23 protein-coding genes are annotated in these 20,807 nt (G+C 73.2%); 15 read left to right on the top strand and 8 right to left on the bottom strand.

Annotated features, from left to right (window positions below; all coding sequences use genetic code 11):
• A partial coding sequence (locus JWR81_RS21725; RefSeq protein WP_297656019.1) for a MarR family winged helix-turn-helix transcriptional regulator occupies window positions 1-441 on the bottom strand: 441 nt, incomplete at its 3' end.
• A gap of 67 nt (window positions 442-508) precedes the next feature.
• Here JWR81_RS21725 and JWR81_RS21720 point away from each other — a divergent pair.
• The 3 genes from JWR81_RS21720 (at window position 509) to JWR81_RS21710 (ending at window position 3,681) form a co-directional block, all read left to right on the top strand.
• A complete protein-coding gene (locus JWR81_RS21720; RefSeq protein ID WP_297656016.1) occupies window positions 509-1,333 on the top strand; it encodes a p-hydroxycinnamoyl CoA hydratase/lyase in 825 nt (274 codons plus the stop codon).
• A 7-nt stretch (window positions 1,334-1,340) separates the two neighbouring features.
• The gene (locus JWR81_RS21715; protein ID WP_297656013.1) at window positions 1,341-2,849 is read left to right on the top strand and encodes a long-chain fatty acid--CoA ligase; all 1,509 of its coding nucleotides are present in this window, start codon (window positions 1,341-1,343) and stop codon (window positions 2,847-2,849) included.
• Window positions 2,850-2,985: 136 nt separating this feature from the next.
• A complete protein-coding gene (locus tag JWR81_RS21710; RefSeq protein WP_297656002.1) occupies window positions 2,986-3,681 on the top strand; it encodes a YoaK family protein in 696 nt (231 codons plus the stop codon).
• A gap of 33 nt (window positions 3,682-3,714) precedes the next feature.
• Here the strand turns inward: JWR81_RS21710 and JWR81_RS21705 are convergent, their stop codons facing one another.
• Window positions 3,715-4,578 carry a LysR family transcriptional regulator gene (locus JWR81_RS21705; RefSeq protein WP_297655999.1) on the bottom strand — a complete coding sequence of 288 codons (864 nt, stop codon included), beginning with the start codon at window positions 4,576-4,578 and terminating at the stop codon, window positions 3,715-3,717.
• Between the two features lie 384 nt (window positions 4,579-4,962).
• Between JWR81_RS21705 and JWR81_RS21700 the strand changes: the two genes are divergently transcribed.
• Genes JWR81_RS21700 through JWR81_RS21665 form a run of 8 tightly spaced genes read left to right on the top strand, consistent with a single transcriptional unit; the run spans window position 4,963 to window position 12,545 of the window.
• Window positions 4,963-6,336 (top strand): LLM class flavin-dependent oxidoreductase, encoded by a 1,374-nt coding sequence (locus tag JWR81_RS21700; RefSeq protein ID WP_297655996.1) that lies wholly within the window; start codon window positions 4,963-4,965, stop codon window positions 6,334-6,336.
• A gap of 34 nt (window positions 6,337-6,370) precedes the next feature.
• Entirely contained in the window at window positions 6,371-7,900 is a 1,530-nt protein-coding gene (locus tag JWR81_RS21695) for an ABC transporter substrate-binding protein (RefSeq protein WP_297655993.1), read from the top strand.
• Complete coding sequence (locus tag JWR81_RS21690) at window positions 7,900-8,853, top strand: ABC transporter permease (protein WP_297655991.1); 954 nt, start codon at window positions 7,900-7,902, stop codon at window positions 8,851-8,853. Before JWR81_RS21695 ends, JWR81_RS21690 begins: the two co-directional genes overlap by 1 nt.
• Before the next feature lie 4 nt (window positions 8,854-8,857).
• Window positions 8,858-9,700 carry an ABC transporter permease gene (locus JWR81_RS21685; RefSeq protein WP_297655988.1) on the top strand — a complete coding sequence of 281 codons (843 nt, stop codon included), beginning with the start codon at window positions 8,858-8,860 and terminating at the stop codon, window positions 9,698-9,700.
• Window positions 9,693-10,502 (top strand): ABC transporter ATP-binding protein, encoded by an 810-nt coding sequence (locus tag JWR81_RS21680; RefSeq protein ID WP_297655985.1) that lies wholly within the window; start codon window positions 9,693-9,695, stop codon window positions 10,500-10,502. The genes JWR81_RS21685 and JWR81_RS21680 overlap by 8 nt, the downstream gene beginning before the upstream one ends.
• Window positions 10,495-11,310: an ABC transporter ATP-binding protein gene (locus JWR81_RS21675; protein WP_297655982.1), complete on the top strand. Its 816-nt coding sequence runs from the start codon at window positions 10,495-10,497 to the stop codon at window positions 11,308-11,310. Before JWR81_RS21680 ends, JWR81_RS21675 begins: the two co-directional genes overlap by 8 nt.
• 27 nt (window positions 11,311-11,337) lie before the next feature.
• Complete coding sequence (locus JWR81_RS21670; protein WP_297655979.1) at window positions 11,338-12,075, top strand: lysophospholipase; 738 nt, start codon at window positions 11,338-11,340, stop codon at window positions 12,073-12,075.
• Window positions 12,072-12,545: a cupin domain-containing protein gene (locus JWR81_RS21665; RefSeq protein WP_297655976.1), complete on the top strand. Its 474-nt coding sequence runs from the start codon at window positions 12,072-12,074 to the stop codon at window positions 12,543-12,545. The genes JWR81_RS21670 and JWR81_RS21665 overlap by 4 nt, the downstream gene beginning before the upstream one ends.
• A 178-nt stretch (window positions 12,546-12,723) precedes the next feature.
• On the opposite strand, the gene JWR81_RS21660 is transcribed toward JWR81_RS21665, so the two are convergent.
• From JWR81_RS21660 to JWR81_RS21640, 5 genes are all read right to left on the bottom strand, one after another.
• Window positions 12,724-13,485: an IclR family transcriptional regulator gene (locus tag JWR81_RS21660; RefSeq protein ID WP_297655973.1), complete on the bottom strand. Its 762-nt coding sequence runs from the start codon at window positions 13,483-13,485 to the stop codon at window positions 12,724-12,726.
• A gap of 25 nt (window positions 13,486-13,510) precedes the next feature.
• Window positions 13,511-14,473: a PDR/VanB family oxidoreductase gene (locus JWR81_RS21655; RefSeq protein ID WP_297655970.1), complete on the bottom strand. Its 963-nt coding sequence runs from the start codon at window positions 14,471-14,473 to the stop codon at window positions 13,511-13,513.
• Window positions 14,470-14,694 (bottom strand): hypothetical protein, encoded by a 225-nt coding sequence (locus JWR81_RS21650; RefSeq protein WP_297655967.1) that lies wholly within the window; start codon window positions 14,692-14,694, stop codon window positions 14,470-14,472. Before JWR81_RS21650 ends, JWR81_RS21655 begins: the two co-directional genes overlap by 4 nt.
• Entirely contained in the window at window positions 14,691-15,743 is a 1,053-nt protein-coding gene (locus JWR81_RS21645; RefSeq protein ID WP_297655964.1) for an aromatic ring-hydroxylating dioxygenase subunit alpha, read from the bottom strand. Before JWR81_RS21645 ends, JWR81_RS21650 begins: the two co-directional genes overlap by 4 nt.
• 69 nt (window positions 15,744-15,812) lie before the next feature.
• Window positions 15,813-16,541 (bottom strand): ABC transporter ATP-binding protein, encoded by a 729-nt coding sequence (locus JWR81_RS21640; protein WP_297655961.1) that lies wholly within the window; start codon window positions 16,539-16,541, stop codon window positions 15,813-15,815.
• Between the two features lie 227 nt (window positions 16,542-16,768).
• On the opposite strand from JWR81_RS21640, the gene JWR81_RS21635 reads away from it, so the two are divergent.
• Complete coding sequence (locus JWR81_RS21635; protein ID WP_297655958.1) at window positions 16,769-18,532, top strand: gamma-glutamyltransferase family protein; 1,764 nt, start codon at window positions 16,769-16,771, stop codon at window positions 18,530-18,532.
• On the opposite strand, the gene JWR81_RS21630 is transcribed toward JWR81_RS21635, so the two are convergent.
• Entirely contained in the window at window positions 18,529-19,284 is a 756-nt protein-coding gene (locus tag JWR81_RS21630) for an IclR family transcriptional regulator (protein WP_297655955.1), read from the bottom strand. The genes JWR81_RS21635 and JWR81_RS21630 overlap by 4 nt on opposite strands.
• An 84-nt stretch (window positions 19,285-19,368) precedes the next feature.
• On the opposite strand from JWR81_RS21630, the gene JWR81_RS21625 reads away from it, so the two are divergent.
• The 3 genes from JWR81_RS21625 to JWR81_RS21615 form a co-directional block, all read left to right on the top strand.
• The gene (locus tag JWR81_RS21625) at window positions 19,369-20,448 is read left to right on the top strand and encodes a cupin domain-containing protein (protein WP_297655952.1); all 1,080 of its coding nucleotides are present in this window, start codon (window positions 19,369-19,371) and stop codon (window positions 20,446-20,448) included.
• Window positions 20,445-20,642, top strand: a complete 198-nt coding sequence (locus JWR81_RS21620; protein WP_297655948.1) for a hypothetical protein — start codon at window positions 20,445-20,447, stop codon at window positions 20,640-20,642. Before JWR81_RS21625 ends, JWR81_RS21620 begins: the two co-directional genes overlap by 4 nt.
• Window positions 20,639-20,807, top strand: a 169-nt coding sequence (locus tag JWR81_RS21615; RefSeq protein WP_297656022.1) for an FAD-binding protein, incomplete at its 3' end; no start/stop codon positions are given. The genes JWR81_RS21620 and JWR81_RS21615, both read left to right, overlap by 4 nt.

The following is a 20,807-nucleotide window of genomic DNA, read 5'->3' as shown; positions in this document are numbered from 1 at the left end:
CACGCGGGTGAGCCCGGCCAGGGCCTGCGCGCAGGCGAGCAGCCCGTCGCGCAGGTGGTCCACCTGCTCGCCGGTGAGCGCGTCGAGCATTGCGTCCTCGATCCGGTCGACCGCCTCGTCGCAGGCGCCGAGCCGCTCGATCCCCGCGGCGGTGAGGTCGGCACGCAGGATGCGGCCGTTCTCCGGGTCGGCGGTACGCGCGATCAGCGACTCGGCCTCCAGCTGGGCCACGATCTGGTTCATCGCCTGCGGCGTGACGAAAGCGCGCCGCGCGAGCTGCGCCGACGACAGACTGCCGCGTCGCGCCAGCACGCTCATCGTCGTGTACTGCGGCGTGGTCAGGCCGAACTCGCGCAGCGTGTCGTCGAGCAGGGAGCGCGCGCCGCGCTCCACCTGACGGGCGAGGTAGGTGATGCGGGCGGGCGGTCCGTCGGCGGCCATGCCTTGAATGTATCGCAAGCTACTTGCTATGTTCCCCGGTATCAACCGACTTGATACCGGAGGCGACGTGGCCGAGCACCAGTACGACAACGTGCACATCGAGATCGCCGACGGCATCGCCTGGGTGGCGCTCAACCGCCCCGAGAAGCGCAACGCGATGAGCCCGGCCCTCAACGAGGACATGGCCGACGCGCTGGAGCGCCTCGAGGCCGACGACGACGCACAGGTGGTGGTGCTCACCGGTGTCGGCGAGGCGTTCTCCGCGGGCATGGACCTCAAGGAGTACTTCCGCGACGTCGACGACGCCCACCCCTCGGTGCAGGTCCGCGTGCGTCGGGTGGCCGCGGAGTGGCAGTGGAAGCACCTCGCCAACTACTCCAAGCCCACCATCGCGATGGTCAACGGCTGGTGCTTCGGTGGCGCGTTCACCCCGCTCGTGGGCTGCGACCTGGCCATCGCCGCCGAGGACGCGGTCTTCGGCCTGTCCGAGATCAACTGGGGCATCCCGCCGGGCAGCGTCGTGAGCCGCGCGCTCGCCGAGACGATCTCCACCCGCGACGCGCTGCACTACATCATGACCGGCGAGACGTTCGACGGCCGCAAGGCGGCCGAGATGCGCCTGGTGAACTCCGCGGTGCCACGCTCGGAGCTGAGGAAGACCGTCACCGATCTCGCCGACGTGCTCAAGGCCAAGAACCCGGTGGTGCTGCGCGCCGCGAAGATCGGCTTCCGCAAGTCGCGGCTCATGCCGTGGGAGCAGGCCGAGGACTACCTCTACGCCAAGCTCGACCAGTCGCAGTTCCTCGACCACGAGAAGGGTCGCCTCGAGGGCATGCACCAGTTCCTCGACGAGAAGACGATCCGCCCCGGTCTCGACACCTACAAGCGCTGAGGCCCCCGTGCGCAACCAGGGTCTCGGATCCTGGCCGGAGCGGCGGCTGCGGATGTCGCCCGACCGGCCCGCGATCCTCTTCGAGGACACGACCACCAGCTACGCGACGCTGGCCGACCGTGTCCGCCGCTGCGCCGACGCCCTGCACGGCCTGGGCCTGCGGCGCGGCGACCGGGTCGTCTACCTCGGCACCAACCACCCGTCGTCGCTGGAGACGCTGTTCGCGTGCGGCGCGCTCGGGGCGATCTGGGTGCCGGTCAACGCGCGGCTGACCCCGCCCGAGGTCGCGTACGTGCTGGGCGACAGCGCTCCGTCGGTGGTGGTGCACGGCCGCGAGCACGGCGGGCACGCCGACGCACTGGCGGACGGGATCCCGTGGGTCGCCGCCGAGCCGCCCCTCGACGGCGGGGCCGGATCGCTGCACTACGAGGACCTGCTGGCCGCCGCGGAGCCCGTGCACCGCGACGTCCCGGTCGGCCTCGACGACCCCTGCATGATCATGTACACGTCGGGGACCACCGGCAGGCCCAAGGGTGCCGTGCTCACCCACGGCAACATCACCTTCAACTGCGTCAACCAGCTCATCGGGCTGGACTTCGCGCCGGCGGAGGTGACGCTCGCCGTGGCGCCGCTGTTCCACATCGGCGGCCTCAACGGCACCGTGACACCCACGCTGATGCGCGGCGGCACCGTGCTGATCGTGCGGAGCTTCGACGCGCCGCGCGTGCTGGAACTGGTGGAACGGCACGGCGTCAACTCGTTCTTCGCGGTGCCCGCGATCATCGAGATGCTGGCCCGCGACCCGGGGTTCACCCGCCGCGATCTGAGCGCGCTGCGCACGGTCGGCGTGGGCGGGGCGCCGCTGCCGCCGTCGTCGATCACGCCGTGGCACGACCGGGGCGTCACGATCCAGCAGGTCTACGGCATGACGGAGGCGGCGCCCTCGGGCACGTCGCTCGACGGGGACGAGGCCGCGAAGCACATCGGCTCTGCCGGCAGGCAGGCCTTCTTCACCGACGTCCGCGTGTGGGACGAGGCGGGCCGCGACGTCGAGCCGGGGCAGGTGGGCGAGGTCGTCCTGTCCGGGCCCAACATCATGTCCGGCTACTGGGGGCAGCCCGAGGCCACCGCCGAGGTGCTGCGCGACGGCTGGTTCCACTCCGGGGACGCCGCGAGCGTCGACGAGGACGGCTATCTCTACATCCGCGACCGTTTCAAGGACATGATCATCTCGGGTGGGGAGAACGTGTACCCCGCCGAGGTGGAGGCCGCGCTGATGGAGCTGCCCGGCGTGGTCGAGGCCGCGGTGATCGGCGTCCCCGACGAGAAGTGGGGCGAGGTCGGCATGGCCGTCCTCGTCGTCGTCGGTGAGGCGAACGCCGACGTCCTGCTCGGGGAGCTGCGCAGTCGGCTGGCCGGGTTCAAGATCCCGCGCCACGTGCGCTTCGTCGAGGCGCTGCCGCGCACCGCCACCGGCAAGATCCGCAAGGCCGAGCTGCGCAGGTCACACCCCTGATCTCGGTCGCCCCACCAGCCCGGCGAGCGGATCGGGCAGGCGGCGCGCCCGATCCACACCGTCGGGGGGCGTCCGGCGCGCGCCCCGTCCGCGGGGCCGTCTGGTGGGGGGCGGCGCCCTGCGCGACACTCGCGCGATGACCGACCAGGATCCGGCCCACGGGCCGCTGCCCGCGCTGCTGCTCCTGCTCACCGTTGAGACGGGCGTGGTGGACGCTGTCAGCATCCTCGCGCTCGGCCGGGTCTTCGTCGCCAACATGACCGGCAACGTCGTCTTCCTCGGGTTCGCGGTCGTGGGAGCGGCGGGGTTCTCCTTCGTGGCGTCGGCAGCCGCGCTGGTGGGCTTCCTCGCCGGCGCGTACGCGGGCGGGCGGTTCGTCGGGTGGTTCGGCCGCCACCGGGGCCGGCTGCTGCGCAACACGACGGCCGTGGAGCTGCTGCTGGTCGCCGTCGCGCTGGTGGTGGCGGCGGTCGTACACGTCGTTCCCGGGTCGGCGGCCGCCGTGGCCGTGGCGGCGCTGCTCGCGCTCGCCATGGGGATGCAGAACACCATGGCCCGCAAGCTCGCCGTCCCCGACCTGACGACGACGGTGCTGACGATGACGCTCACCGGCATCGCGGCCGAGATCCGCACCAGCCCGCGGGGCACGATCGCGCGCCGGGTGCTGGCGGTGGTTGCGATGTTCGCCGGGGCCGCCGTCGGTGCCGTCCTCGTGCTGCAGACGGGGGTCGCGCCCGCACTGGTTCTGGCCGCGCTCCTGCTGGCGGTGGTGGCGCTGGGGGCGACCCTGCTCAGCAGGCGACCCGCGGCCTGGCAGACGCACGGCGTGTAGGGGCCGGGCTCGTCGAGCTCTCCTGACGTCGGGTCAGGCCGGCACCGCGGACGGGGCCTCGAGCACCCGCCGCACGGCCGTCGCCGCCCCCTCGGCGAGCGCGGGGCGCAGCCCGCGCCGAGACGTCACCGAGAGCGGGATGGGCGGCACCTCGGGCAGGTCGGTGCGACGCACCAGCCCCTCCGGCGTGCGTCCCACGGTGGCGAGCAGGGCCACTCCGAGGCCCGCGCGCGCTGCCGCGAGCACCCCGGCGAGGTAGGCGGCGTCGCACACCACGGCGGCCGGCATCTCGTGCAGGGCGAGCGTCTCCAGGGCCCGGCGGCGCAGCGCGCACGGCTCGTCGAACGCGACGAGGGGCAGCTCGCCGCCGGCGGGCGGGGACCATCCGGGTGCGGAGTACCAGTGCACCGCCAGCGGGCCTGCGTCGACGGAGCGCCCGTCCTCGGCCCGGCCGAGCAGCAGGGCGACGTCGACCTGGCCCTTCCCGAGCGCGTCGCGCAGGGCGGCGCCGCGGTCGAGCCTGAACCGTACGCGGTCGACGCCCAGCGAGCCCTGCAGCGCGGCCGCGAGCTCGGGAAGGAGCTGGTCGGCGGCGTGCTCGGTGGAGCCGACGAGGAGGTCGCCCGCGCTGTCGGCGCCGAGCTTGCGCAGCGTCTCGTCGTGGATGGCGAGGATGCGCCGGGCCTCGGCGAGCAGAACCTCACCGGCCGGCGTGACCCGCGAGTACCGGCCCTCGCGCTGCATGAGCGGCTGGCCGCACACCTCCTCGAGGCGACGGACATGGTGGCTGATCGTCGGCTGGCTCAGGTGCAGGGCGGTGGCCGCGCGGTGGAAGCCGCCGCAGTCGGCCACCGCCACGAAGCTGCGCAGCGCGATGACGTCCAGCACCTTGCTCATGCCACCAGCCAAGCACACATCGATCGGGATCCTCTATCGAACGTGATCGGAACTCGTACTTGGACGGCCGCGGAACCGCATGACACGATCGGGTCATGGCAACCGGCCCGGCACCCTCGTGCCCCGAGCAGCGTCGCGCTGCTCGTCTCGCCGTCGCCCCTCGGTCGCTCCTGCTGACCCGTCGCCGGGCCGTCGACCTCGGTCGGACGTCGACGGCGCTCTGTCGAGTCTCGACGGGTCGGCCCTCGGCCTGATCACCCGCTCCACCGGGCGCTCTGAGGCCCTTCTCTCCCTGTTCTGACGCGCACTGATCCGCGCCGGCCGCTGCGCCGCGCCCGGATCCGTCGACGTGCGCGTGGAGACCCCTCCCGAAAGGTGGACCCGATGGTCCGGCAGTTGAAGCTCGGCGCCGTCCTGATGGGCGTGGGCGGACCCGGCGACCACGACAGCTGGAAGCACCCCGAGATCCCGGGCGACGCCAGCATCGACATCCGCTGGTACATCGAGCGCGCCAGGCAGGCCGAGGCCGCGCTGTTCGACCTGGTGTTCATCGTGGACAGCCAGTTCATCACCCCGGACTCGCCGCCCCACTACCTCAACCGGCTCGAACCGTTGACGCTGCTGTCGGCCGTCGCGGTGTCGACGTCGCACATCGGGCTGGTGGGAACGCTCACCACCTCGTACAACACGCCGTTCAACCTGGCCCGGCGGCTCGCGTCGCTGGACCTCATCAGTGGTGGCCGCGCCGGCTGGAACGTCGTGGCCACCGGCGACGGTGGCACCGCGGCCAACTACAGCCGCGACGAGCACTACGACTACGCCACCCGCTACGGCCGCGCCCTGGAGTCGGTGCGCGTCTGCCAGGGCCTGTGGAACTCCTACGAGGACGACGCCTTCCCCCGCGACGAGACGACCGGCCGGTTCGTCGACCCGTCGAAGCAGCACCGGCTCGACCACGTCGGCGAGCACTTCCAGGTGCGCGGCCCGCTCAACATCTCGCGCTCGCCCCAGGGACAGCCGGTGATCTTCCAGGCCGGCGACTCCGACGAGGGCCGCGACCTGGGCGCCGAGATCGGCGAGGGGATCTTCACACACGCCCCGACCCTCGAGGCGGGCCAGGCGTTCTACCAGGACATCAAGCACCGGGCGGCGGCGAAGGGGCGCGACCCGGAGCGCGTCGTGGTCATGCCGGGCGTCACGCCGATCCTCGCCGACACCGACGAGGAGGCCCGCGAACTGGAGCGGAGCATCCGGCTGGGCAAGGACTTCGCCAAGACCCTCGCCCAGTTCGGCCGGCCGTTCGGCTGGCACGACTTCAGCGCGTACGACCTCGACGCCCCGTTCCCCGAGCTCGGGGACCTGGGCAAGGACAGCTTCCGCACCCAGGCCGAGCGCATCAAGGCCGTGGCGAAGGAGCGGAACCTGACGCTGCGGCAGACCGTCGAGCACTTCACGGCGTCGAACCCGGCGCCGTTCACCGGCTCGCCGGCGACGGTCGCCGCGCGGATCGAGGAGTGGTTCCGCGGCCGCGCCCTCGACGGCCTGAATGTGCACGTCACCGTGCCGAGCGTGTTCGCCCGGTTCACCGACGAGGTGCTGCCGATCCTGCGCGAGCGCGGCGTCGTCCGCGGCGGGTACGAGGCCACCACCCTGCGCGGCAACCTCGGCCTGCCGATCCCGCGCAACACCCACACCGTCGCCCGCGAGCAGGCCGCGCAGGCCGGTGTTCCCGGGCGCGTCCCCGCTCCCGCCCACTGACCCACCTCGAAGAGTCCCCGGAGGACCCGTCGCGATGTCCCGCCCCCGAACGCTGATCAGATCGACCGCTCTCGCCGTCGCCACCGCACTCGTCCTGGCCGGCTGCGGCGGGACCGGCGGGGCATCGGCTCCCGGAACCGTCAAGTGGGGCTTCAACCTCCCCACCTCCTGGGACCCGGTCACGTCGAGCACCGGCAACGACATCAACACGATCAGCCTGGTCTACGCCTCGCTGACCCAGCTCGACGAGAAGGGCGACGCCGGCCCCGGCCTCGCGGAGTCCTGGAGGTACAACGCCGACGGCACCGCCGTCACGTTCACGCTGCGCCCCGGCCTGACCTTCACCGACGGCACGCCGCTGAACGCCGCCGCGGTGAAGCAGAGCCTCCTGCGCGGCAAGACGCAGCAGAACTCCCTGCTCAAGGACCAGCTCGCGACGATCAAGGACATCACCACGTCCGGCGACCTCGACGTGACGCTGAACCTCGCGGCACCCGACTACCAGGTGCCGAACCTGCTCGCGGGCAAGACCGGCGAGATCGTCAGCCCCGCAGCGTTCACCAAGGACGCCGCCGCGATCCCCACGAACCCTGTGGGCGCGGGCCCGTTCCGGTTCGAGAGCTTCGTGCCCGAGTCCAAGGCCGTGCTGGTGAAGAACCCCGGCTACTGGGACGCCAAGGACATCAAGATCGACCGCCTGGAGCTCTCCACCGGCACCGACCCGTCGTCGGTGATCGCGGCGGTGCAGACCGGCGCGCTCGACGTCGCCACCATCACCGGCGACCAGGTCGCCCAGGCCAGGGCCGCGGGGCTGGACGTCGACGTGATCGACTCCATGACCGTCGACCAGGTGGACGTGCACAGCGGCCTGGCCCCGCTGACCGACCGCAAGGTCGTAGACGCGCTGAAGTTCGCGATCGACCGCAAGGCGATCATCGACGTCACCAACGGCGGTGTCGGCGACGTGGCCTACCAGCCCTTCCCGAAGGGCTACGTCGCCTACGACCCGGCGCTCGACGGCGTGTTCGCCTACGACCCCGCCAAGGCCAAGGCCATGCTCGCGGCGACCGGCGTGGCGCCGGGCTCGCTGAATCTGACGATCACGGTCAACGCCGTCGCCCAGAGCACGGCCGAGCTGGTGCAGCAGCAGCTCCAGGCCGTGGGGGTCGCCGCGACGATCAAGGTGGTGCCGCCCGGCTCGTCGACGTGGCAACAGGAGGTCTACCTGGGGCGCAAGGCGCAGTTCGCGCTCGACGGCACGGTCGGCCGCGAGTCGCCGGTGCAGAACCTCGGCGTGGTCTACGGCCCGACGGGCCTGATGAACACCAGCAAGGTGGCGACACCGGACTTCCTCGCCGATCTCGACGCCGTGCGCAGGACCCCGCTCGACTCCCCGACCTACGCCGCCGTCCTGCAGAAGGCCGTGGCCGCGGGCGTGATGATGTCACCGAGCTTCTCGCTGGGCACCGTGCCGCGCATCGTGGTGCGCAGCAAGCGCGTGTCGCCGCTGCCGCACTACCTGTCCCAGTTCCGCTGGGACGGCGTGACGGCCGGGTCGTCCTGATGGGGCTGCTGCGTTGGCTCGGCCGCACCCTGGCGGTGACCGTCCCGGTGTTCCTGCTCGCCACAGCCGTGACGTTCGTGCTCGGTGCGGTCAGCGGGCTGAGCCCGGCCGGGCGGTTACTCGGTGACGCGGCCACCCCGGCCGACGTCGCCCGCGTGAACGCCGAGCTCGGGCTGGACCGTCCGCTGGTCGTGCAGTACGTCGACTGGCTGGGCCGGGTCCTGCACGGCGACCTCGGCACCTCCTGGCTCAACGGCGTGAGCGTCTCCGAGCAGATCGGGCAGCGCCTGGAGGTCAGCCTGTCGGTGGCCGGACTGGCGCTGGTGATCGGCGTGGTCGGCGGGGCGGCGCTCGGCATCCTGGCCGCGGTGTTCGCGGGCAGCTGGTTCGACCGGGCGGTCACGGTGGTGTGCACGGTGATCTCGACGCTGCCGCCGTTCGTCGTCGGCATCGGGCTGATCGTGGTGTTCTGCGTGCTGTTCCCGCTGGTGCCCTCGGCGGGCTACGTCTCGCCGACGCAGGACGTGGGCCTGTGGTTCTCGCTGATCACCCTGCCGTCGGTCGCGCTGAGCCTGGACGCGGTCTCTGACATCGCGCGCCAGCTGCGGGGCGGCGTGGTCGCGGCCTACCGCGAGAACTACGTGGTGGGGGCGGTCGTCCGCGGGCTGTCGCCGCGGCGGATCCTGTTCGTGCACGTGCTGCGCAACGGCGCCGGGCCGGCGTTCACGGTGCTCGGCATGCGCGTCCCGATGCTGATCGGCAGCGCGGTGGTCACCGAGAGCATCTTCGGGATGCCGGGCTTCGGCCGCTTCGCCGCGGACGGCGCGCTGCGCGGGGACGTGCCGGTGGTGCAGGGCACGCTCGTCGTCGCGATCGTGATCGTGCTGGCGTTCAACGTGGCCGTCAACGCGGCGCTGGTGCGGCTGCGGCCGTCCGCGCAGCGGGGGGTGTGACGCCGTGCTGCGTTCCGTCCTCGCCCACCGGCTCGGCCGCGCCTCGATCGCGGTGCTGGCCGTGATGGTGCTGCTCGTCGTGCTCGGGCCGCTGCTCGCGCCCTACGACCCGCTCGCGCAGGACGCGTCCGCGCTGCTGCAGGGGCCCTCGGTCACCCACTGGCTCGGTACCGACGACCTCGGCCGCGACACGCTGAGCCGGCTGCTCGCCGGCTCGACGCTCTCGCTCGTGGCCGCGCTCGAGGCCGTTGCCGTGGGGCTGGTGCTCGGGGTGGTGCCCGGGCTGCTGTCGGTCTACCTCGGCCGGACGTTCGAGTGGATCACGCTGCGGCTCATGGACGCCTTCGTGACGCTGCCGTTCCTCGTGTTCGCCGTCGCCATGAGCGCCCTGCTCGGCAACGGCCTGCACCAGGCGATGCTCGCGGTCGGGATCCTGCTCTCACCGGCGTTCTACCGGGTCACGCGCGCCGCGGCGTTGCCGGTGGGGTCCGCGCCGTTCGTCGAGGCGGCGCGGCTGACGGGGGCACCCGCGGGGTTCGTGCTGCGGCGGCACGTGTGGCCGAAGGTGGTGCCGGCCGTCGCGATCAGCACGGCGAGCCTGCTGGGCGCGAGCTTGGTGATCGTCTCGTCGCTGACGTTTCTCGGCATCGGGATCCAGCCGCCCGCGCCCACCTGGGGTGGCGTGCTGGCCACCGACCTGCAGTTCCTCTACCAGCAGCCGTGGGCGCCGTTCGTGCCCGCCGTGCTGATCATGCTGACCGTCGGCGCCTGCAACGGGCTCGCCGACGTGTTGCGCGACGTGACCGGCCAGCCCACCCGTCGACCTCGGAGGACCGTCCGTGTCTGAGAAGTTGCTGCAGGTCAGGAACCTGACCGTGCACGCCGACGACGTTCTGTTGGTCCGTGGCGTCGACCTCGCGGTGGACCGCGGGGGCAGCCTCGGGATCGTGGGGGAGTCGGGCAGCGGCAAGTCGCTGACCTGCCGCTCGGTCCTCGGCATCCTCCCGCAGGGCACCGCGAACGGGCCGGGCACGGAGATCGTCTTCGATGGCACCGACCTCGGCGGGCTCGACCGCAGCGGCTGGTCGGCCGTGCGCGGCTCCCGGATCGGGGCGGTGTTCCAGGACCCCGGCTCCTACCTCAACCCGTCGATCACCGTGGGCCGCCAGCTCGCCGAGGTGCTCCGCGTCCGCACGGGCCTGGGCCGGCGGGCCGCGCGGGAACGGGCGGTCGAGCTGTTCGCGCAGATGGGTCTGCGCGACCCGGCCGGAGTGCACCGGCAGTACCCGTTCGAGCTGTCGGGCGGGATGCTCCAGCGCGTCCTCATCGCCATCGCGATCTCTGGCGATCCCGACCTGCTCATCGCCGATGAGGCGACCACCGCCCTCGACGTCACGGTGCAGGCGGAGGTGCTCGACCTGCTCGCCGACCTGCGGGGGCGCACGGGTCTCGCGCTCGTGCTCGTCTCCCACGACCTCGCCGTGGTCGCGCAGGTGTGCGACGAGGTGGTGGTCATGCGCGAGGGCGTGATCGTCGAGCGCGGCCGTCCCGACGACGTGCTGCGCGACCCGCAGCACGACTACACCCGGCTGCTCGTGGATGCCCACGCCCGCTACGGCGTCGAGCGGTTCCGGGGTGCGCATGTCTGAGCTGCTGACCGTCCGCGATCTCGTCGTCTCGCTCGGCCGCGGCCGGGCTCGGACGGAGATCCTGCACGGCGTCGACCTGACCGTCGGGGCCGGGGAGATCGTCGGCCTGATCGGCGAGACCGGCTCGGGCAAGACCACGCTCGCGCGCACCGTCCTCGGGCTCAACCGCGTGGACCGCGGCCGCATCGAGGTGGCCGGGGCCGACGTCACCGGCCTGCGGGGCGCCCGGCTGCGCGCGTTCCGGATGGCCGGCATCGCGCAGTACGTGTTCCAGGACCCGCTGCAGAGCCTCGACCCCGATCTCACGCTCGGCCGGTCGGTCGGCGAGGGGCCGGAGGTGCGGGGCGTCGCCGACGTCGCCGACCGCGTCGCCGGCGCGCTGGCGCTGGTGGGTCTCGACCCGGACCTGGCCGTTCGCCGCCCGTCGGAGGTGTCCGGCGGGCAGCGTCAGCGCGCGGCGATCGCGCGGGCCATGGTGCTCGACCCCCGCCTGCTGCTGTGCGACGAGCCCGTCAGCGCGCTGGACGCGAGCAACCGCGTCCAGGTGCTGGAGCTGTTGCGACGGCTCCGCGACGACCAGGGCATCGGCATGCTCTTCATCTCCCACGACCTCGGCTCGGTCGCCGGCATCACCGACCGGCTCGCGGTGCTCTACCGCGGCCGGATCGTGGAGTCCGGGCCCACCGAGCAGGTCGTCACCGCACCCGAGCATCCGTACACGCGGCTGCTGCTCGGCTCCGCCCCCACCGTGGACGGCGCGGGCATGAGCCGCTCCGAACGCGCCGAGCTGCGCGCGCAGCTCGTCTGAATCCCTGACCCAGAAAGGTGGTCTCGCGTGACGATCGCGGGAGCAGTGCCGGCCGTCCTCTCCTGGACCGAGCCCGAGGGCGTCGCCCCGCGGGGCACGCTCGTCGTCGTGCCCGGCCGTGGTGAGCACGCCGGGGTCTACGAGCGGTTCGGCCACAGGATCTCCGCCGACGGGTACCGCGTGCACGCCGTCCCCGACCCGACCGTCGACGAGGAGCAGGCCGTCGAGCAGGTCCGTGCCGCGCTCGACGGGCCCGGGCCGCACGTGCTCGTCGGCTCCGACGCCGGCGCGCTGGTCGCCGCGGGGCTCGTGGCGTCCGGGGAGGTGGAGGTGGCCGGGCTGGTGCTGGCGGGTTTCCCGACGGCCGCCGTGGCAGACCGGCACTGGGAGGACGAGGTCGCGGCCCGGACCGCGTGCCCCACCCACCGGGCCCGCCTCAGCGGCGACGACGCGCTGCGCCGCGGCGCGCTGGCCGACCGGCTGCCGGGGGAGTGGTTCGCCCACGCCGTTGCCCAGGACGTGCCGGTGCCCGTGCTCGGCCTGCACGGCACCGACGACACGATCAGCCCGCTCGCCGCCGTCCGCGACTGGTACGGCGACCTGCCCGTGGCCGAGCTCGTCACGATCGCCGGGGGCCGGCACGACGCCCTCAACGATCAGACCCACCGCACCGCGGCCGCGACGATCGTGCTGTTCCTGGAACGCCTGCGCCTCGGGCCCGACCTGCCTGCGATCGCTCGCGTCGAGGAGATGGTCGGCCGATGAGTACCTTCCACCCCGATCTCGTGGTGTCCGCCGACCGGTCCCGCATCCACCACATCCGGTCCGGCGAGCTGACCGGCGACACCGCCCAGACCAGCGGCATGCGCCGGCTGGAGGCCATCAGCGGCACGACAGTCGGCTCCGAGAAGATCTGGACGGGCGAGACCCACGTCGCCGCCGCCACCGCGTCCGGTGACCACCATCACGGCGAGGCCGAGACGTCGATCTACGTGGTCAGCGGCCGGCCCGAGTTCGTGTTCCACGACGGCACGGGCGTGGTCCGGATCCGCACCGCCCCCGGCGATCACGTCTTCGTGCCGCCGTGGGTGCCGCACCGCGAGGAGAATCCCGACCCGGACGAGACGGCGGTGGTGGTGATCTCCCGCAGCACGCAGGAGGGCATCGTCGTGAACCTACCCTCGCTGGTGCCGCGGGATCCCGAGTCGCAGGTCACGGGTCGTCCGCGCGGTTGACGACGAGCTCGACGGCGCCACCGCGGTCGGCCGCGCTCGCCGGTCCGTTCCTGCCCGGTCTGGCCGAGTAGGCGGAGGGCGGTGGACCTCGGGCCGCGCAGCATCGCGGCCGCGCACGTCGTCTCCACCCGGCTGCCGCACCGGACCTTCGTGGAGCACGGCCACACGTCCGACCGCCTCACGAGGGGCCGGCGAGCGCGCGTGAGATCGCCCTCGCGCTGGTGCGCACCAGCGGGGCCAGCGTGTGCGGCGACACGGAGCCGTGCCGCACCACCAGGGAGACGGCCGCGACGACGAGCCCACGGGCGTCGTGCACGGGGGCGGCGACCGAGAGGGCGTCGGCCGTGACCTGCCGGTCGCTGATCGAGAAGCCGCTGGTCCGCACGTCGGCGAGCATCCCCCGCAGCACCTTCGGGTCGGTGACGGTGTAATCGGTGTAGCGCTCGACGGGCGCGGCGAGCACGTCCTCCTGCAGCTCGGCGGGTGCATGGGCCAGGAGCACCAGCCCCACGCCGGTGGCGGTGAGCGCGAACCGGCCGCCGACCCGGGTGAGCACCGGCACCGCGCCGGTGCCCGCGATGCGCTCGACGAACATCACCTCGCTGCCCTCCCGCACGGCGAGCTGCACGTTCTCGCGCGTCACCTGCGAGAGGTCCTCCAGGAACGGCAGCGCGCGCTCGCGCAGCGCCATCCCGCGCGGGGCGAGCGAGGCCACCTCCCAGAGCCGGAGCCCGACGCGGTAGCAGCCGTCCTCGCCGCGTTCGAGGGCTCCCCAGGCCATCAGCTCGGCGACCATCCGGTGCACGGTGGAGACCGGCAGACCGGCGCGGCGGGCCAGGTCCGACAGCGACATCGCCGGGTGGCCGGGCGTGAACGAGCCGAGCACGCGCAGGGCACGGCCGAGCACCGGTCCGGTGCCGGTCCCGTCGTCGCGCCCCACTGCGCCTCCTTGCCGGTAGAGCGGTCTACAGCTCCAGCACGAGTCTGGGGCACGCCGCCCGTGACACGCACACGAACATCGTGTCGTGCGCGGCGCGCTCGTCGTCGGTCAGGAGGGAGTCGCGGTGGTCGACCTCACCGCCGAGCACCGCCGTCTCGCAGGTGCCGCACGTGCCCTCGCGGCACGACGACAGGATCTCGACGCCCGAGGCCTCCAGGACGTCGAGCACCGACCGGTCCGGCGGCACGGTCAGGGTCCGGCCGGACAGCGCCAGCTCGACCTCGAACCCCTCGGTGCGCACCGGCAAGCCCTGCTCCTTCGGCGCGAACCGCTCGACGCGCAGCCGGTCGGCCGGGCAACGGGCCTCGACGGCGTCGAGCAACGGGCCCGGTCCGCAGCAGTAGACGAGCGTGTCGTCCCACCCGCCGTCAACGCCGGCCAGGACCGTGTCGAGGTCGAGGAGGCCGTGCTCGTCCTGCGGTCGGAGCTCCACGCGGCCGGCGGGGAGCTCGTCGGTGAACGCCATCGAGGCCGCCGTCCGCCCGCCGTAGACGAGCCGCCAGTCCGCGCCGGCCGCGTCGGCGGCGCGCAGCATCGGCAGGATCGGCGTGATGCCGATGCCGCCCGCGACGAAGACGTAGCGTGGGGCGTCCTCGAGCGCGAAGTGGTTGCGCGGTCCCCGGACCCGCACCGCGGCGCCGACTGTCAGCCGGTCGTGGACGAACGCCGACCCGCCGCGGCCGTCCGGCTCGCGCAGGACGCCGATCCGCCAGGTCGTCCGGTCGGCGGGGTCGCCGCACAGCGAGTACTGGCGCACGAGATCGGCGGCCGGCACCAGGTCGACGTGGGCGCCGGGCGTCCAGAGCGGGAGCTCCGCGCCGGACGGGTCGCGCAGCTCCAGCACCACGACGCCGTTGGCGGCTTCGTGGCGAGCGTGCACGGTCAGATCGAGCTCGGTCTCGGTGAGCACCGGTGCGGCCGCGGTCATCGGGCGCCAACCAGCTCGGGCTCCGTGGTGGGTTCGGTGGCGGGAGTGGCCACCTCGTGCCCCACGGGGTGCGCCAGCAGCCACTCCCACACCTCGACGGGCCCGTCGGCGACGTGCTCGGCACCGCAGTGGCACGTGCCCTGTAGCCGGTCGCTGCCGGGCAGCCACACCACGCGCAGCACGCCCGGGCCGGTGAGCATGCGTGTCGGCTCCACGCTCACGCCCCCACTGTCGCCGCGGCCGGCTCCACCATCCGCGCGAGCATCCGGCGCGCGGCCAGCCCGCCGGTGTCGATGTTGATCGACAGCTCCTGGTAGCCGGGAGGCTCGGTGGCGATGACCTTCTCCAGCACGTCGAGCGCCTCGACGTCCTGCAGCACGACCGTGCGGTTCTGCTCGGCGAGGAAGTCCGAGACGGCCTGGTCGTCGAGCGCGAAGTCGCGGGCGACGGCCCAGAAGTCGTGCGTGGAGCTCTCGGTCTCCGGCGTGATCGCGTAGACGACCTCGACGTGGAAGGCGTCCGGGTCGGTGCCGTCCGGGCGGGGTGTCGAGCCGACCGGCGCGATCCGGCTGTGCAGCAGGTAGAGGCACGGCGGCGTGTACTCGATGTCCTGCCAGCGGCTGATCCGCCCGGACAGCCCCGTGGAGCGGGAGTAGAACGGCGGGCACTCCGCGTCGTCCATGTGCCGGGAGACGTACACGACGCCGGCCGCGTCGTCGGCCTCGGTGGTGATCGGCGTGCCCGCCACCTCGGGAGTGCCGATGTAGCCGCCGTGCAGGTAGGTCTCGTGGGAGAGGTCCAGCAGGTTGTCCACGAGCAGGCCGAAGCGGGCCGCGAGCGGCTCCATGCCCGACACCGTCGTCCACGCGGGGGAGTCGAGCCACGGCGCGCGCGGGATGCGGGTGGCGTCCGCGCGGTCGGGGTCGCCGATGAAGACCCAGACGAAGGAGTCCTGCTCCACCACGGGGTAGGAGCGCAGCCGGGCCGTGCGGGGCACGCGCTTCTGCCCGGGGACGGCGACGCAGCCGCCGTCGGCGCCGTAGGTGAAGCCGTGGTACCCGCAGATCACCTGGTCGCCGACGAGCCGCGTCGGGGCCTGGGAGAGCGGGAAGCGGCGGTGCACGCACCGGTCGGACATGGCCGTGACCTCCCCGGCCTCCGTGCGCCAGAACAGGATCGACTCACCGCAGATGGTCCGGGAGAACAGCTCCCGGCCGATCTCGCGGCCGTACGCCGCCACGTACCACTGGTCCCGCGGGATGCTCGTCATGGGCTCAGCGTGCGGCACGTCACCGCCGGCGTTGCACAGCCTTCCCGTATGCCGGAAAGGTCGGGCGGCTCAGCCCGTCGTGACGGCGCCGGCCACGCCCGTGCGGTCGTCGGCCTGTATCCGGCCGTCGCACAGCCGCACGGTGCGCCGCGCGTGCGTCGCGACCTCCGCCTCGTGGGTGATCATCACGACCGTCCGCCCCCCCGCGTTGAGGGCGTCGAAAAGCCCGAGCACCTCGGCCGTGCTGTGGCTGTCCAGCGCGCCCGTCGGCTCGTCGGCCAGCAGTAGCACCGGATCGGTGACGATCGCCCGGGCGATCGCCACGCGCTGCGCCTGCCCGCCCGAGAGCTGCGAGGGGCCGTGGCCTGCCCGGTCGGACAGGCCGACGCGGTCGAGCGCCTCCATCGCCCGCCTGCGCCTTTCGCCCGGCTTGATGCCCGCGTAGGCCAGCGGGAGCTCCACATTGCTCAGCGCCGTCGTGCGCGGGATCAGGTTGAACGACTGGAACACGAACCCGATCTTGCGGCTGCGGATGAGCGCCTGCCGCTTCTCGTCCAGGCGCCGCGTGTCCACCCCGTCGAGCAGGTAGCGCCCCCGTGTGGGCATGTCCACGCAGCCGATGATGTTCATCAGCGTCGACTTGCCCGACCCGGACGCGCCCATCACCGCGACGTACTCGCCACGCTGCACCACGAGGCCCACCCCGTCGACGGCGCGGACCATCGTGTCCCCGGTGCCGTAGATCTTGGAGACGTCGGTCAGCTCGATCACCGGCCGGGGCGGAACGGGAACGGCCATGCCGACTCCTCAGAACATCGCCACCACGACGAAGTCGCGGCAATCATAGTGAGCGACATCACTTCGCTACAAGCGTTGCCACGAAAGGGAGAACGGGGACGAGGCGGGCTCCCGTCATGCCCGTCGACAGCGCAGAACCATCTCGACGGTGTCACACATGTCTTGGACGTAGGCCGAATCCGGTGTGTGCTGTCGTGAACCGATCACGAGACGAGGTACCGACCAGCGTGTTCACCACCCGGCCGACCCTGCAGGGCACATTCGGCATGGCGTCCTCCACCCATTGGCTCGCCTCCTCCACGGCGATGGCGGTGCTGGAGGACGGGGGAAACGCCTTCGACGCCGCGGTCGCCGCCGGGTTCGTGCTCCAGGTGGTGGAGCCGCACCTCAACGGCCCGGGCGGGGACCTGCCGATCATCCTGGCGCCCGCGGGCGGCCGCGTGCAGGTGCTGTGCGGGCAGGGCCCGGCGCCGTCCGGGGCGAGCGTTGACTCCTACACCGGGCTCGGCCTGGACCTGGTGCCCGGCACCGGGCCGCTGGCCGCCGCGGTGCCCGGCGCCGTCGAGGCGTGGCTGGTGCTGCTGCGCGACCACGGCACGAAGCGCCTCGCCGACGTGCTGCGCTACGCCATCGGCTACGCCGCCGACGGGCACCCGGCAGTGGAGCGGATCGGCGGGACCGTCGCCGCGGTGCAGGAGCTCTTCGAGACCGAGTGGACGACGTCGGCCGCCGTGTACCTGGACGGGGGCCGCCCGCCCGCGCCGGGCGCACTGCTGCGCAATCCCATGCTCGCCGACACCTGGCGACGGCTGATCGCGGAGTCGGCGGGAGGGTCCCGCGAGGCGGAGATCGACGCCGCGCGCCGCGTCTGGCGCGAGGGCTTCGTCGCCGAGGCGCTGGCCGCGTTCGCCGCGCGGCCCACGATGGACACCTCCGGAGAGCGGCACGCCGGCTTCCTCACCACCGACGACATCGCCGGGTTCGAGGCGACCTACGAGGAGCCCGCGACCTTCACCTGGAACGGCTGGACGGTGGCGAAGCCCGGGCTGTGGAGCCAGGGCCCCGTGTTCCTCCAGCAGCTCGCCCTGCTGCCCGACTCCCTGGACTACGCCACCCCCGACTACGTCCACACGCTGGTGGAGGGCACCAAGCTCGCCATGGCCGACCGCGAGGCCTGGTACGGCGATCTCGGCGACGTCTCCCTCGACGCGCTGCTCGCGCCCGCATACAGCAACGCCCGCCGCGACCTGGTCGGCGGCACGGCATCCTACGAGCTGCGGCCCGGAAGTCCCGACGGCCGGGCGCCGCAACTGCCCGCCGCCCATGCCGATCGGTTGCCGGCGACGGCCGGAGCGGGCGAGCCCACCGTCGCCGTCGACGGCGGCACCCGCGGCGACACGTGCCACGTCGACGTCGTCGACCGCTGGGGCAACATGATCTCGGCGACCCCGAGCGGCGGCTGGCTGCAGTCCAACCCGGTGGTGCCCGAGCTGGGCTTCCCGCTCGGCACCCGCCTTCAGATGGCCTGGCTGGAGCCGGGGCTGCCTAACTCGTTGACGCCCGGCAAGCGTCCGCGCACCACGCTCAGCCCGTCGCTGGCCCTGCGCGACGGCGAGCCGGTGCTGGCGTTCGGCACGCCGGGCGGCGACCAGCAGGACCAGTGGACGCTGCACTTCCTGCTCGCGGTGGCGCTGCGCGACGAGGTGCGCGGCGGGCCCGACCTGCAGGGCGCCATCGACGCCCCGAACTGGCACACCGACAGCTTCCCCAGCTCGTTCTACCCGCGCGGCACGGCGCCCGGCAGCCTCGTCGTCGAGTCGCGGATCGGCGAGAAGACGATCACCGATCTCCGCAGGCGCGGGCACGACGTCACGGTCGGCGCGCCCTGGTCGGAGGGCCGCATCTGCGCGGTCGCCCGGGACCCCGCCACCGGGGTCCTGTCCGCGGGGGCCAACCCGCGCGGCATGCAGGGGTACGCCGTGGGCCGCTAGGACCTGACCCATCCGGTCGGGGCCGCCCAGGCCGCCACCACCGCGTCGACGGCCTCGTGCAGTGCCGCGGCGATCTCGGGGGCCCGGGCCCGGCGGAACCGCATCGTCGGAGCCGAGACGCTGACCGCCGCGAACGGCTCACCGCCGGGGTCGGGCACGCAGACGCCCACGGCGGTGATGCCGGGCTCGGTCCCGTCGGAGTTGATCCCGTAGCCCTGGCGCCGGGTGCGCGCGAGCATCCGCTCCAGCCGCTCGGGATCGATGTCGGCGCGGCCGGCGTAGAGCGCGCGGACCGCGGGCGGGGGCAGGTGCGCGAGCAGGATCTTGCCGCCGGAGGTGACCTCCGCGGGAAGCCGGACGCCGGCCCGCGACCCCACCCGCAGCGGCTGGGCCGCCTCGATGCTGTCGACGAACCGCACGTGGTCGCGGTCGCGGACGACGAGGTGGACGGTCTCGTCGAGGACGCGGTTGACCTGCTCCATCGCCGGCCGCAGCCAGCTGCGCAGGAACGCCGGATCGGTGCGCGGCACGGACCGCGCCAGCGCCGGCCCCGGGACGTAGGACCGGTCGTCGCGCTGCACCGCGAACCCGCGGTAGACGAGCATCCGCAGCAGCCGGTGCGCCGTGGAGCGGGCGACGCCCAGCTCGGTGGCGGCGTCGCTGACCCGGACCGCGCCGTCGCGCCAGAGCAGCGTCAGCAGCCGCAGCGTGTTGTCCACGGCCTCCACCGCGTACTGGGGCTTGTTCTGCACGGGGGAATCCTAGGTACACGTGCGTTCCACGACCAGGAGCGTGGACGTAGCGTCGGGGACCATCGCCCGGCAAGGAGGAACCCCATGACCGCGACCCGGTCCGACCAGGTCACCGACCAGGAGCAGCGCGACCTCGACCAGCTCTACGCCGATGTCGCGGCGGCGCACATGGCGCCGCTGTGGACGCAGCGTGCGGGCCTGATGCCGCAGGTGCCGGAGCCGTCGGCGGTGCCGATGCTGTGGCGCTGGTCCACGCTCCACCCCCTTGCCGAACGCAGCGGCGAGCTCGTGCCCGTCGGCCGCGGTGGGGAGCGCCGCGCGATCGCGCTGGCCAACCCGGGCCTGCCGGGCACCGCGTACGCCACGCCGACACTCTGGGCGGCCATCCAGTACCTGGGCCCGCGCGAGGAGGCCCCCGCGCATCGGCACACGCAGACGGCGTTCCGGTTCGTCGTCGAGGGCGAGGGCGTCTGGACCAACGTCGAGGGCGACGCGGTCGCGATGCGCCGCGGCGACCTGTTGCTGACGCCGGGCATGCACTTCCACGAGCACCACAACACCACCGACCACCCGATGGCCTGGATCGATGGCCTGGACATCCCGCTGGTCCGCCAGCTCGACGCCGGCTTCTTCGAGTTCGGCCCCGACGAGCTGGCCACGCGGGAGACGCCCGCCGCGTCGCGCAACGAGCGGCTCTGGGGCCACCCCGGGCTGACCCCGGTCGGTGCCCCGGTGCCGAAGGCCTCGCCGCTGATGGCCTACCGGTGGGAGCACACCGACGCCGCGCTCGCGGCGCAGCTGGAACTCGAGGCCGAGGGACACCCGGGCGTCGTCGCGCCGGGGCATGCCGTCGTCCGGTTCACCAACCCGGCCACCGCGCGCGACGCGCTGTCGACGATGCGCACCGAGATGCACCGGTTGCGCGCCGGAACGCGGACGCCGGCCACGCGCGTCGCCGGTTCCACGGTGTGGCAGGTGTTCGACGGCTCCGGCGTGGTCGCCGTCGGCGACGAGCGCTACGAGGTGGCCACCGGCGACCTGTTCGCGGTGCCGTCCTGGGCGCCCGTGACGATCGAGACCGACGGCGGGCTCGACGCCTTCCGGTTCGGCGACGACCCGGTGTTCGAGGCGCTGGGTCTCGCCCGGACCGAGGTGTCCGCGTGAGGCTCGCGACCGTCCGCACGGCCGGGGGCACCCGGGCCGTCCGCATCGACGAGGACGCCGCGGTCGACCTCGGCCACGCCGACCTCGGCGACCTGCTGGTCCGCTACCTCACCGACGGCGCCGTCCTCACCACCCGCATCGCCGGTGTGGGGGAGTGCCGCAACGTCTGCCGCGGCGAGAAGGTGCCTGCGTGACCACCGGCGTCCTCGTCGTCGGAGGTGGGATCGGCGGACTGACCGCCGCGCTGTGCAGCGCGCGGGCCGGCCTGACCGTGCGCGTGCTGGAGCAGGCCGCCGCGTTCGGTGAGATCGGCGCGGGCATCCAGCTGGCACCCAACGCCACCCGCGTGCTCGACCGCC

Origin of the sequence: Pseudonocardia sp. (genome assembly GCF_025965585.1) — a bacterium.
In the GTDB taxonomy this organism is placed as follows: Bacteria; Actinomycetota; Actinomycetes; order Mycobacteriales; family Pseudonocardiaceae; genus Pseudonocardia.
The sequence above is the reverse complement of the archived record's forward strand: the minus strand, read 5'-3'. Positions and strand labels throughout refer to the sequence as shown.

Coding starts and splice junctions, on each gene's coding strand:
- JWR81_RS21710 (WP_297656002.1), top strand. CDS start 2,986: ATGACCGACCAGGATCCGGCCCACGGGCCGCTGCCCGCGCTGCTGCTC.
- JWR81_RS21705 (WP_297655999.1), bottom strand. CDS start 4,578: ATGAGCAAGGTGCTGGACGTCATCGCGCTGCGCAGCTTCGTGGCGGTG.
- JWR81_RS21700 (WP_297655996.1), top strand. CDS start 4,963: ATGGTCCGGCAGTTGAAGCTCGGCGCCGTCCTGATGGGCGTGGGCGGA.
- JWR81_RS21695 (WP_297655993.1), top strand. CDS start 6,371: ATGTCCCGCCCCCGAACGCTGATCAGATCGACCGCTCTCGCCGTCGCC.
- JWR81_RS21690 (WP_297655991.1), top strand. CDS start 7,900: ATGGGGCTGCTGCGTTGGCTCGGCCGCACCCTGGCGGTGACCGTCCCG.
- JWR81_RS21675 (WP_297655982.1), top strand. CDS start 10,495: ATGTCTGAGCTGCTGACCGTCCGCGATCTCGTCGTCTCGCTCGGCCGC.
- JWR81_RS21665 (WP_297655976.1), top strand. CDS start 12,072: ATGAGTACCTTCCACCCCGATCTCGTGGTGTCCGCCGACCGGTCCCGC.
- JWR81_RS21655 (WP_297655970.1), bottom strand. CDS start 14,473: ATGACCGCGGCCGCACCGGTGCTCACCGAGACCGAGCTCGATCTGACC.
- JWR81_RS21645 (WP_297655964.1), bottom strand. CDS start 15,743: ATGACGAGCATCCCGCGGGACCAGTGGTACGTGGCGGCGTACGGCCGC.
- JWR81_RS21640 (WP_297655961.1), bottom strand. CDS start 16,541: ATGGCCGTTCCCGTTCCGCCCCGGCCGGTGATCGAGCTGACCGACGTC.
- JWR81_RS21625 (WP_297655952.1), top strand. CDS start 19,369: ATGACCGCGACCCGGTCCGACCAGGTCACCGACCAGGAGCAGCGCGAC.